The organism is Pseudomonas syringae (assembly GCF_021605415.1).
Classification (GTDB): domain Bacteria; phylum Pseudomonadota; class Gammaproteobacteria; order Pseudomonadales; family Pseudomonadaceae; genus Aquipseudomonas; species Aquipseudomonas syringae_S.
Genome location: NZ_WKEQ01000066.1, coordinates 1 through 12,321, shown reverse-complemented (window position 1 = coordinate 12,321; position 12,321 = coordinate 1). Strand labels below are relative to the sequence as shown.

The 12,321-nt window shown below is 60.5% G+C and carries 11 protein-coding genes; 7 read left to right on the top strand and 4 right to left on the bottom strand.

The genetic code is table 11. The features are described from left to right. Positions 1-156 precede the first annotated feature (156 nt). Positions 157-411 (bottom strand): hypothetical protein, encoded by a 255-nt coding sequence (locus GIW69_RS25735; protein ID WP_236485589.1) that lies wholly within the window; start codon positions 409-411, stop codon positions 157-159. 251 nt (positions 412-662) lie between these two features. Between GIW69_RS25735 and GIW69_RS25730 the strand changes: the two genes are divergently transcribed. From GIW69_RS25730 to GIW69_RS25705, 6 genes are read left to right on the top strand one after another with little or no spacing between them, the layout of a single operon-like run. Continuing rightward, the gene (locus tag GIW69_RS25730) at positions 663-1,514 is read left to right on the top strand and encodes an STAS domain-containing protein (RefSeq protein WP_236485588.1); all 852 of its coding nucleotides are present in this window, start codon (positions 663-665) and stop codon (positions 1,512-1,514) included. A 4-nt stretch (positions 1,515-1,518) separates the two neighbouring features. Next, positions 1,519-1,881, top strand: coding sequence for an STAS domain-containing protein (locus GIW69_RS25725; protein ID WP_236485585.1), 363 nt, complete (start codon positions 1,519-1,521; stop codon positions 1,879-1,881). Next, positions 1,878-2,282, top strand: a complete 405-nt coding sequence (locus tag GIW69_RS25720; protein WP_236485584.1) for an anti-sigma regulatory factor — start codon at positions 1,878-1,880, stop codon at positions 2,280-2,282. The genes GIW69_RS25725 and GIW69_RS25720 overlap by 4 nt, the downstream gene beginning before the upstream one ends. After that, the gene (locus tag GIW69_RS25715) at positions 2,279-3,289 is read left to right on the top strand and encodes an ATP-binding protein (RefSeq protein WP_236485593.1); all 1,011 of its coding nucleotides are present in this window, start codon (positions 2,279-2,281) and stop codon (positions 3,287-3,289) included. The genes GIW69_RS25720 and GIW69_RS25715 overlap by 4 nt, the downstream gene beginning before the upstream one ends. Then, positions 3,282-4,157, top strand: coding sequence for an ATP-binding protein (locus GIW69_RS25710; RefSeq protein WP_236485583.1), 876 nt, complete (start codon positions 3,282-3,284; stop codon positions 4,155-4,157). The genes GIW69_RS25715 and GIW69_RS25710 overlap by 8 nt, the downstream gene beginning before the upstream one ends. Further along, positions 4,147-6,093 carry a response regulator gene (locus GIW69_RS25705; protein ID WP_236485582.1) on the top strand — a complete coding sequence of 649 codons (1,947 nt, stop codon included), beginning with the start codon at positions 4,147-4,149 and terminating at the stop codon, positions 6,091-6,093. The genes GIW69_RS25710 and GIW69_RS25705 overlap by 11 nt, the downstream gene beginning before the upstream one ends. A 208-nt stretch (positions 6,094-6,301) precedes the next feature. On the opposite strand, the gene GIW69_RS25700 is transcribed toward GIW69_RS25705, so the two are convergent. The 3 genes from GIW69_RS25700 to GIW69_RS25690 all read right to left on the bottom strand — a co-directional run bounded on the left by GIW69_RS25700 (position 6,302) and on the right by GIW69_RS25690 (position 11,887). After that, entirely contained in the window at positions 6,302-8,938 is a 2,637-nt protein-coding gene (locus GIW69_RS25700) for an excinuclease ABC subunit UvrA (RefSeq protein WP_236485581.1), read from the bottom strand. 18 nt (positions 8,939-8,956) lie between these two features. After that, positions 8,957-11,068, bottom strand: a complete 2,112-nt coding sequence (locus GIW69_RS25695) for a PAS domain-containing hybrid sensor histidine kinase/response regulator family protein (RefSeq protein WP_236485580.1) — start codon at positions 11,066-11,068, stop codon at positions 8,957-8,959. Between the two features lie 129 nt (positions 11,069-11,197). Continuing rightward, the gene (locus GIW69_RS25690) at positions 11,198-11,887 is read right to left on the bottom strand and encodes a GntR family transcriptional regulator (RefSeq protein ID WP_236485579.1); all 690 of its coding nucleotides are present in this window, start codon (positions 11,885-11,887) and stop codon (positions 11,198-11,200) included. 255 nt (positions 11,888-12,142) lie between these two features. On the opposite strand from GIW69_RS25690, the gene GIW69_RS25685 reads away from it, so the two are divergent. Beyond that, positions 12,143-12,321: flavin reductase (locus tag GIW69_RS25685; protein WP_236485591.1), on the top strand; the 179-nt coding region annotated here is incomplete at its 3' end.

Below are 12,321 nucleotides of genomic sequence, written 5' to 3'. Positions count from 1 at the left end.
GGAAACAGCGCGCTCTGGGAGCGGTTTTCACCTTGGATATAGCGCATAAGAAAAATGCCCGTATCTTGCGATACGGGCATTTTCTTCAACCGGCCAACAGATTGCTAGGTTTTCACACAGTCTGATTACAATGCGGCCTTTTCCTTGCGCTATAAATTAACCCCCATCCGTATCAATATCCGCATCCGTGGCGTCACCGGACTTCGGACGATCCGGCTCAGGCTTGAACCCCGGGCTGAATTCGTTGCTGTTATCACTGTTCTGCTGTTTCTGATCCACCGCAGGATCAGCGCTTTGCGCCTGACCGTTGCCCGATGGAGCACCATTGCCGGGTGTTTGCGGATCGATGGCCGGGTCGTTGCGATCGATCGCTTCCTGTGACTGCTGTTGCGGCTTCGTTTGGTCGTTCATAAATACCTCGTTCGTCAAACCAAGCGCGACTGAAACAGTCGAGCCTTATGAGATTCGAAGCCTCGACATCGGCAACGTTCAAAACATCGCTGCTTTGCGTAATGCGCACTGGTGTGATCGACACGTTTCGTGAGACAAATCAAAATATCCTCGTTAAAACGAACAACTATCTTGAACGGCAGCGGTCATTGAAACCGCGCCGGTCTTTATTTTGGGGAATCGGCCCGCACTTGCTTGGGAGCAACCGTCACATGGCAGCACTGCAGAACGGCACTATCGAAGCATTCAAAACACAACAGCCGCGACTGTTGAGCGAATGGTTCAATGCACTGGACGCCAGCGGCGCCACCCGCAATATCAAAGAACATGACGTGCAGCAGCAGACCAAGGAATTCCTGCAACTGCTGATCGAAGGCTTGCAGAACAGCAACGGCAGCAACATCGCCTCAGGCGATTGGGACGCTATTCGCCAGTATCTCGAAAAGCTTTCACACAGCCGCGCCCTGCTCGGTCAGGATTCACACCAGACCGCCAGCTTCATTTTCTCTCTGAAAGGCCCGATTTTCGGCCTGCTGCAAAGCCACTATAAAGAGCAACCGGAGTTGCTGGCCGAACAGCTCTTGCAAATTTCCGAGCTGCTCGATGCATTCGGCATGCACACCATCCGCACGTTCCAGAAGTCCCGCGAAGCGGTGATCAAGCGTCAGCAGGAAGAACTGCTGGAACTCTCCACCCCCGTGGTCAAGTTGTGGGACGGCGTGCTCGCCCTGCCGATGATTGGCACCCTCGATTCGCAACGCACCCAAGTGGTCATGGAATCGCTGCTGCAACGCATCGTCGATACCGGTTCGGAAATCGCCATCATCGACATCACCGGCGTGCCGACCGTCGACACCCTGGTCGCCCAGCACTTGCTTAAAACCGTCACCGCGATCCGCCTGATGGGTGCCGATTGCATCATCAGTGGCGTGCGCCCGCAAATTGCCCAAACCATCGTCCACCTCGGCCTCGACCTGCAAGGCGTGGTGACCAAGGCCAACCTCGCCGATGCCTTGAAACTCGCGCTGACCCGACTGGGCATTTCCCTCAGCAAAGCGGTGTAAGGCCATGGAACGTATTCCGATTCTGCAAATGGGCGACTTTCTGCTGGTGACCATTCAGGTCGACATGCACGATCAGCTCGCCCTGACCCTCCAGGACGATTTGTCGGAACGCATCAGCCGCACGTCGGCGCGCGGGGTGTTGATCGACATCTCTGCGCTGGACATGGTCGATTCGTTCATTGGCCGAATGATCGGCACGATTTCCGGGCTGTCGAAAATCATGGACGCCGAAACCATGATTGTCGGCATGCAGCCGGCCGTGGCGATCACACTGGTCGAACTCGGGCTGACCCTGCCAGGCGTCAGCACCGCGCTCAACGTCGAACGCGGCATGAAACTGCTGCAGGAACGGGTGCGTCAGCAATGAGCGTGCGCAGCAGCGGCACCCAACCGATCCACATCGAGCAGGACGTTGTGCTGGCGCGCCAGACCGCACGTAAACTGGCCACCGAGTGCGGCATGCGTCTGATCGACCTGACCAAAATGGTCACCGCCGTCAGCGAGCTGGCGCGTAACACCGTGGTCTATGGCGGTGGCGGCGACATGGACTGGCAGATTCTCGAGGAGAACGGTCGTGTCGGGCTGCGTTTGCTGTTTCGCGACGAAGGCCCCGGCATTCCCGATCTCAAACTGGCAATGACCGATGGCTGGACATCCGGCTCCGGCCTGGGTCTGGGACTGACCGGCGCCAAGCGTCTGGTCAATGAGTTCGAACTGGACACCGAACCTGGCAAGGGCACCCGCATAACGATCACCCGATGGACATGATCATTGGCGGCAGCCTGACCGAAGTGCTCCCGATCGAAGACAGCAGCCAGATCGGCCAAGTCCGTCGAAGCGCGCAGCGATTGGCCGAAAGTCACGGTTTTGATGACACCGATGCCGGGCGAGTGGCGCTGGTCGCCACGGAATTGGCGAGTAATGTGCTCAAGCATGCCAGTCATGGCGAGTTCCACCTGCGCGTGTTGCCACGCGCCAACGGCTTCGGCATCGAAATGCTCGCGGTGGATCGTGCTCAAGGCTTTGATCTCGATGCGTGTCTGGCGGACGGTTTTTCCACCGGCGGCACACAGGGCATCGGCCTGGGCGCGGTGTCGCGGCAGGCGGAGGTGTTCGATGTTTACGCCGACTCACGCGGCGCGGTATTGCTCGCTCGACTGTATCCGCGCGCCGACAAGCAAGCGGATCTGCGCATTGGCGTCAGTCAGCATTCCTTGCATAACGACCCGGCCTGCGGTGATACCTGGCATCTGGCGTTCAACGGCGCCAATGTCAGCGCGTTGGTAATTGACGGACTGGGCCACGGCGAGGAAGCCGAGCGTGCGGCCAAGGCCGGTGCAAAGGCGTTTGCATTTGCGCCCTTCTCTGAGCCGGTCATGTTGCTCGAAGACCTGCATCACGCCATGATCGGCACCCGTGGCGGCGCTGTCGCCATCGCGCAATATCAATCCGGCAGCGATCAGCTCAGATTCACCGGCATCGGTAACATCGGCGCGAGCCTGATCACAGCGGCCAAGTCCCGTGGACTGGCCTCGCATCCCGGAATCGTCGGCGGCCAGTACCGAAAAGCCCAGCCTTTTGACTATGCTCACGTGAACGGACATCTATTGATCATGTACAGCGACGGTTTGCAGTCCCGTTGGAATCTTCAAGATTACCCCGGCCTGGTGCACCGTCATCCCGCCGTGATTGCCACCGTCCTGCACCGCGATTTCTGTCGCGGGCGCGACGATGTCACGGTGCTGGTCGTTGCCCTGGAGGCCGCCCATGACTGAGTCGCCCAACCTGAGCCACGCCGAACAAGCGGCGCTCATCGCGCAATTGCAGAACGAATCCGAAGCCCTGCGCGCCGAACTTGATGAGACCAATCAGGGCGTGCTCGCCCTGTACGCCGAACTGGATACTCAGGCGGAAGAGTTGCGTCAGGCCTCAGATCTGAAGAGCCGCTTCCTGTCGTACATGAGCCATGAATTCCGTACGCCCCTGGGCTCGATCCTGAGCATCGCCAGTCTGCTCTCGGATGAGCTCGACGGGCCGCTGAGTGACGAGCAACACAAGCAGGTTGCGTTCGTCAGCGGCGCCGCTCGCGAACTGAGCGATATGGTCGATGACTTGCTCGATCTGGCGAAGATCGAGGCCGGGCGCATCACCATCTCGCCCGCCTGGTTCGACATGCTCGACCTGTTCTCCGCGTTGCGCGGGATGTTCCGGCCGATTGTCGACGCCACGGCGGTGGATCTGGTGTTCGAAGAGCCGGTAGGCTTGCCGCGCCTGTACACCGATGACAAGAAACTTGCGCAGATTCTGCGCAATTTCATTTCCAACTCGTTGAAATTCACCCTCCGGGGCGAAGTTCGCGTCTCGGCGCGCCTCGAAGATCCGCAACATATTCGCTTCGCCGTCAGCGACACCGGCATCGGCATCGCGCCTGAATTGCACGGTACGTTGTTCGAGGACTTTTCCCAGGTCGACTCGCCGTTGCAAAAACGCCTGCGTGGCACCGGTCTGGGCCTGTCCCTGTGCAAGCGTTTTGCGGCATTGCTGGGCGGTGAAGTGGGTGTCGACAGCACGCCGAATGTCGGCTCAACGTTCTTTGTGATCATTCCGCTGGCGATTGCCCCGGAGCCTGCCGATGAACCGTGACATCCGCCTGCTGATCGTCGACGACAACGTCGCCACCCGCTACGCCCTGCGCCGGCGTCTTGAGCGTCACGACTACGTGGTGCTGGAGGCCGGCACCGGCACCGACGGGTTGGCATTGATTGACAGCGAAGCGCTCGACGCGCTGATTCTGGACGTCAATCTGCCGGACATGAGCGGTTTCGACATCGTGCGCAAGCTGCGCGCCGACCCGCAAACCGCCCTGCTGCCAGTGATTCACGTGTCGGCGGCGTCAATCCAGACCGGCGATATCATCACCGGGCTGGATGCTGGCGCCGATGCGTACCTCATTCACCCGGTCGACCCGGACGTGCTGCTCGCAACCCTGCGCACCTTGCTGCGAGTGCGCGACACGGAAAATGCCCTGCGCGAAAGCGAGGCACGGTTCCGCGAGATTTTTGTCAACGTGTCCGCGCCGATTGCCGTGCTGGACGCGGATCTCACCGTGCACGAATGCAACAACGCATTTTCCCGTCTGACTCAGGACAACCCGAATTTACAGGCACTGCGCCAATGTTTTGCCGTCGACCAGAGCGAAATCATTGCCGAGTTGCGGCTGCGCGTTGCCGACGGCGAGCGCTGGAAAGGCACCTTGAACATGCAGGTCGAGGGGCAGATCCGCGAAACCGAATGGCAAATTTCGCCCTACCGCGCGCCAGGTCTGAGCCTGGTGTTTGTCGAAGACGTCACTGAACACCGCCATCGCGAACGTTCGCACCTGGCGAAACTCGACGACACCACCACACAACTGGCCAAGGAAGTCGCCGAGCGCGTGCGTGCCGAAACACAATTGTTGCAAGTGCAGAAAATGGACGCGCTGGGCAAACTCACCGGTGGCATCGCCCATGACTTCAATAATCTGCTCACCGGCATCATCACCAGCCTGGAACTGATCCAGAAACGTACCCGGGATGGCCGTTCGGACAAGGTGCTGTTTTACGCCGAAGCTGCGCTCAACTCGGCGACGAGCGCGGCATCCCTCACCCACCGTCTTCTGGCCTTTGCACGCCAACAGCCGCTCGACACGCGCCCCGTGGATATCAATCAGCATGTGCGCTCGCTGGAAGAATTACTGGGGCGCACCATCGGTGAACGCATCGCTCTCAAGCTGGAGTTAACGACCAAACCGGCCATTGCGTTGGTTGATCCAATCCAGCTGGAAAGTGCGGTGCTGAACCTGGTGATCAACGCCCGCGATGCGCTGCCCCAGGGCGGCAATATTTGGGTAAACACTTACGCGGCCTATTCTCACGGCGACCCGAACCTGGCGGACGGCGCGTATGTGGCGCTGTCGGTGCGCGATGACGGCACCGGTATCGAACACAGCGTGATTGGCAAAGTGTTCGATCCGTTCTTCACCACCAAACCGTTGGGTCAGGGCACGGGGTTGGGGTTGTCGACGATTTATGGTTTCGCGCGGCAGTCGGGAGGTGATGCGCACATCCGCAGCGTTGCCCGTCGCGGTACCGAAGTGACCATCATGCTGCCGGCAACCAGCGATCCAACCGGCGCCAGCGACATTGCGCCAGCAGTCGTTGATCCGCTGGGCAGCGGCGAGCATGTGCTGATCGTCGAAGACATGCCGGCCGTGCGCATGTTCGTGACCGAAGTGCTGGAAGACGCCGGTTATCACTGCACTGACGTGGGAGATATCGAATCGGCGCTGGAGCGTTTGCAGAACGATCCGTCGATCAATCTGCTGCTCACCGACGTCGGCCTGCCACGCATGAGCGGCCGCGAACTGGCGGATGTGGCTCGGGGCTGGCGCGAAGGGTTGCCGATCCTGTTCATGACCGGCTACGCCGAAACCGCGATCAACCGCCAGGTGTTTCTGGGCGCCGGCATGGACATGCTGGTCAAACCCTTCCAGATCAGCGAACTGCTCGACAAGGTACGCCGCACCCTCGACGGCACCTGAGCCACAGCCTTCGCGAGCAGGCTCCCTCCTACAGGGATTGGCGGTGACTTCGGATTCCGTGAGCCAACAAAAATCCCCGTGGGAGCTGACTTGCCAGCGATGACGGCAGCATGGCCGACCTTTTCATCGACTGCCCCGACGCCATCGCTGGCAAGCCAGACTCCCACAGGATCTAGGCCGAATCAAAATGTCTGGTTCGACCCAGCTCCTACCCGGGAGGCATGATGCGTGCGAGAAACGGTGCCGTGCGGCTTTTTTTGCTGGCGGCGACTTTTTGTGGGGGGCCGGCCACGACGATTTTGCCGCCTTGATCGCCTGCACCCGGGCCGATGTCGATCACCCAGTCGCTCTGCGCGACGACGCGCATTTCATGCTCGACGACGATCACCGTGTGCCCTGCCGTCACCAGCATGTTTAATTGCTCCAGCAACCGGTCGACGTCGCGCGGGTGCAACCCCGTGGTCGGCTCGTCCAGCACATACAACGTCGCGCCACGCTGGTTGCGTTGCAGCTCGGTAGCCAGTTTGATCCGCTGTGCTTCGCCGCCGGACAGTTCCGTGGCCGGTTGCCCCAACCGCAAATAGCCCAGACCGATGTCGCGCAACACCTCCAGTGAACGGCGAATGCCCGGCTGCTCGACGAACACTTCAACTGCCTCGTCCACGGTCAGTTGCAGCACTTGGGCAATGCTCAAGCCCTGCCACTCAATCGCCAACGTCTGCGGGTTGTATCGGGCTCCGTGGCACGTCGGGCATGGCGCGTAAACACTGGGCATAAACAGCAACTCAACGCTGACAAACCCCTCTCCTTCACAGGTCGGGCAACGCCCCTTGGCCACGTTGAAGGAAAACTGTCCGGCGTCATACCCCGCCTCTCGCGCCTGCGGTGTAGCGGCAAACAGCTTGCGCACGTTGTCGAACAGGCCGGTGTAGGTCGCCAGATTCGAGCGCGGCGTGCGGCCGATGGGTTTCTGATCCACCTGCACCAGACGCTTGATCGATTCCAGTCCAGCGGTAATTTGCCCAGTGCTGAACTGTGGCGCATCGTCTTCGAGATCCGGCGCGTCAGGCTCGGGCTCACTGGCCACGCGCCCAAGCTGCGCCCCTACCAGTTCCAGCAAAGCCTGACTGACCAGACTCGACTTGCCGGAGCCCGACACACCCGTCACCGAAGTGAAGCACCCCAGCGGAAATTCGACGCTAAGATTATTGAGGTTATTGCGGCTGATCCCCGCCAGTTTCAGCCACGCCGAGGGCTTGCGCGGCTCGCGGGTCTGATGCTGATGGTCAGCGAACAGGTACGCGCGGGTCTGCGACTGCTCGACCTCGGCAAGGCCTGCCGGCACACCGCTGTACAGCACTCGCCCGCCGTGTTCGCCCGCCTCGGGTCCGACGTCGATCAGCCAGTCGGCACGGCGCATGGTTTCCAGATCATGCTCAACCACAAACAGCGTATTGCCGTCAGCCTTGAGCCGTTGCAGCGCCTCAAACAACGCCTCGCCGTCCGCCGGATGCAGGCCGGCGGACGGTTCATCGAGAACATAGATGACGCCAAACAATTGCGACCCCAATTGCGTGGCCAGTCGCAGTCGTTGCAGTTCTCCGGAAGACAGCGTCGGCGTGCTGCGCTCCAGCGCCAGATAGCCGAGACCGAGACTCGTGAGGGTGCTGACCCGATCCAGCAAATCCTCGGCGATGCGCTGGGCCGCCAGGCGTTTTTCCAGCGACAGGTTGGGCGTGTGCCGCACATCCGGCGCGCTGGCATGACCGCTGGCGCCCTCGGCCACGCGCTGCTGACGCGCCGCGCGAGTTTGCGCATGACTTAGGGTTTCGCCGGTTTCCTCGGCGCGATCCAGATAGCCTGCGGTCGCCACCGGCTCCAATACCTGCGCCAATTGCAGCAACGGCATGCGCGACAGTTCACCAATGTCGAAACCTTCGAAGGTCACCGACAGCGCCTCACGTTTCAGGCGCTTGCCGTCACACAACGGGCACGGACTGCCGAGCATGAACCGCGCCACGCGCTTTTTCATCAGCGCGCTTTGCGAATGGGTGAACGTGTGCAAAATGTAGCGCCGCGCGCCGGTGAACGTGCCCTGATAACTCGGCTCCATCTTGCGCTTGAGGGCGACGCGGGTTTCTTCCGGTGTCAGGCCGGCGTACACCGGCACGGTCGGGGTTTCTTCAGTGAAGAGAATCCAGTCGCGCTGTTTCTTGGGCAGTTTGCGCCACGGGATATCGACGTCAATGCCCATGGTCACAAGGATGTCGCGCAGGTTCTGCCCCTGCCAGGCCAGCGGCCATGACGCGACGGCGCGCTGGCGGATGGTCAGGTCGGGATCGGGCACCATCAGCGCTTCGGTGACTTCGTAGACACGGCCCAACCCGTGACACTCAGGACAAGCACCTTGCGGCGTGTTAGGCGAAAAATCCTCGGCATACAGCATCGATTGCCCCGGCGGATAACTGCCCGCGCGGGAATACAACATGCGGATCAGGCTCGACAGTGTCGTCACGCTGCCCACCGATGAGCGCGTGCTTGGCGTGCCGCGCTGTTGTTGCAGCGCCACGGCGGGCGGCAGGCCTTCGATGGAGTCGACATCCGGCACGCCGACCTGATCGATCAGGCGCCGCGCATAAGGCGCCACCGATTCGAAATAACGCCGCTGGGCTTCGGCGTACAGCGTCGAAAATGCCAGGGATGATTTCCCCGAACCGGACACCCCGGTGAACACAACGAGGGCATCGCGGGGGATGTCGACATCAACGTTCTTGAGGTTATGTTCGCGGGCGCCGCGCACTTGAACCATCCCGCTGACAGTGCGGGCACTGCGTTTTGAGGTCATCGGCCTGCCTTGATCGAGTCAGCCACCGAGCACCACGCGCATATGGCGCAGCAGCGCTTCGGGGCTGTAGGGTTTGTCCAGCAGATGGGTGTCAGAGCTGAGTAAATGGTTGCGCGAAATGATGTCGCGGGTATGGCCGGACGTGAACAGCACCGGCACCGGTGGAACTTGTACTTTGGCCCATGCCTCCAGATCCGAACTTTTGATCAACCCGGGCATGACCACATCGGTAAAAATCAGATCCACCTCCACGCCTTCCAGCAGCATCTGCATGGCGCTGTCGCCATTGGCGGCGGTCAACACGCGGTAGCCTTCCTCACGCAGCAGCTCCACGACCGAGGTGCGCACCGCATCGTTGTCTTCAACCACCAGCACAGTTTCGTGACCGCGACAGTGCTCGACGTCAAGTTCGGCGGGCGGCTGATCGGTCGAACGCAGGCTGCGGGGAAAGTACAGCTCGACCCGCGTCCCCTGGCCCGGGGTGCTGTCGATCTCGACATGTCCACCGCTTTGTTTCACGAAGCCGAACACCATGCTCAAGCCCAGTCCGGTGCCTTGGCCGTCGGCCTTCGTAGTAAAGAACGGTTCGAACACCTGTTCAAGTATGTGCGCCGCAATGCCCACCCCGCTGTCACTCACCGAGACCCGCACGAAGTCACCGGCGACGATGCCTTTGCCGGCACAGAATGCGTGATCGAGCACGACGTTTTCGGCACCGAGCACAATCGTGCCCTCCCCTTGCATGGCGTCACGGGCATTGATCGCCAGGTTGAGAATGGCGTTTTCCATCTGGTTGGGATCGACATGAACATTCCAGTGTTCCTCGGGCAGGCGCACATCAATCTGGATGGTTTCGCCCAGGGCCCGTTGCAGCAACTCGCCAACGCCCTCAAAGATCTGCCGTGGATCGCACACCGCCGGCGACAGCGGTTGCCGGCGGGCGAACGCGAGCAGTTGCGATGAAAGCTTGGCGCCGCGCTCCACTGCCGCCAGCGAGGCGCTGACCCGACGTTGCACATTGCTGTTGTCCGGCTCATGCCGCGCCAGCAGGTGCAGGTTGCCGGCAATCACCTGCAACAGATTGTTGAAATCGTGGGCCACGCCGCCGGTGAGCCCGCCAATGGCTTCGAGTTTCTGCGACTGGCGCAGTTGCTCTTCAGCCATCAGTCGCGCCTCGACCTCGGCGGCCACGCGTTGCTCCAGGTTGCGGGTGAATTTGAGTAGCGATTCTTCGGCATTTTTGCGCTCATTAATGTCGAGCAACACGCCGGGGAAGCGCAACGGCTGGCCTTCTTCGTCGAACTCGCAGCAACCGCTGGCGAGCACCCACAAATAACTGCCGTTCGGGCGCAACACGCGATATTCGGCGTTATAAGGCTCACCGGTCTTCAGCGAATGATTGACCCGTTCATGCACCCAACTGAGATCATCGGGATGAACGTGTGCTTCAGCGATTTCCTGAGGCAGACAGCTCAGATCCTGATTGGCCGGGTACGAAAACGTCCGGGCAAAACGCTCGTCGGCCGACAGCACGTTGCGCTTGATGTCCCACACGAACGAGCCGAGCAAGGCGCCGGCATTGAGTGCCAGGCGCACCCGTTCGTTATCGGCGCGAGAGGCGTTCTCGGCGCTTTCGCGCAGCCGCTCGGAGATCATCAATTCTGTGGTGTCCACCACCATCGCCATGACCCCGGCAGGTCGGCCGCCGTCGTCGGCCACGGGGCTGTAATACAAATCCAGCCAGACGTCTTCGGGCACGCCGTCACGCAACAACACCAATTGTTTATTGTGATAGGTCAAGGTGCCGCCGGCCAGACACGTGTCAACGACGTTGCGGTTGAAGTCGGCGACTTCCGGCCAACCCAACTCCACTGGCGTCCCCAGCAGATAGGGATGACGCCCTCCAGCAAAAGCCGAATAACTGTCGTTGTAGATCATGTGGCCGGCACGGCCCCAGAGCATCACCATCGGCAGTGGCGAGGCCAGCATCAGTTGCACTGCGCTGTAGAGACTGGCTGGCCAAGACTGGATCGGCCCCAGTTCAGTGCCACTCCAATCAAAGGCACGAATGCGGCTGGCCATGTCACCACCCCATCCGGCACACCCATGACTATCGGATAAAAACTGCATCGACTGACTCAATGTCCTGTGCTGTTGGTCAGGAAGTACGCCACGCCTGCAACGCGGCGCCCGTGTGTTTCGAGCATCGTCGACGCCAGAGGTTTCATCTGAGGTATAGCTGATTTCCTTGGCGCCAGCTCAGACCTCAATCAGGTGCTTGAGCGGGTGATAACCGGTTTTCATTTTCGCGGCGACATCGAGAATCGCCTTCTCGATGCCGTTAAGATGCATGCAGGTCAGCTCGATGGCCGCGCTCTGATTGCCGGCCTCGATGTACTCGATCAGGCGCAGGTGCTCGTTGTCGCGGCAGACTTCGTGGCTGTCGTCATCCAGCGCGGCGGCGTACAAGGAGGCGCGGGAAATCAGCTTCTGAAACCAGTCCAGCAGCACCGGGTTGTTCAGGCTGCGGGCCAGTTTGAGGTGAAACTCACCGAGCAGATGAATCAGCTTTTCGTGGTCGCCGCTGTCAGCGGCTTGATCTTCGAGCAGCAAGTGTTCGCGCAGATCGAGCATCGCGGCAGTGTCCCGACGGCGACACAGCTCGGTGACGATGCCGATCTCGACCAGACGCCGGGTTTCGAACAACGAACGGATCTCTTCATCGCTGGGCAATGACACCGACGCACCTTTATTGGGCTCGGTGGTGACCAGTCCATCGGCTTCCAACTGCTTGAGCGCGGCGCGAACCGACGTGCGGCTGACATTAAACAACTGCGCCAGCGAGGCCTCGCCCAGTTTCATGCCGGGGCGCAACGAACGCTTGCTGATTGCCTCGTAAACCCCTTGATAGACGCGGTCGACCGTCGTCTCGAGTTTCTTTTCTTCCATTCAGATACTCCTTGAGCGCGGGGCAACCTTGCCGTCGCGAGCGTCCCGCCACGGCGACAGGGGTTGCGCCAGCCGTTTGATTCGAGGTATTTCTAGATTGCATCCAAACATTGCATGCAATTAATAAGACCAGCGCACCATTTTAGGTCAAACCGGTTTTGTGCGTTTCGATGCGCAGAATATCGCCTTCGAGGCTGAGTTGCAGGTTTCAATCTGCCTGGACGCCATCGATCCATTACCCCAAGGATGTTTGCCATGCACAGCTTTGATTTCCGTGAATTGAGTCCCCGGGAAAAATACAAAATCCTCATCGGCAGCGTCGTGCCCCGGCCGATTGCGCTGGTTACCACGATTGACGCCGAGGGCCGGGTGAATGCCGCGCCGTTCAGCTTCTTCAATGCGCTGTCGGCCGACCCGCCGATCCTGGCGCTGGG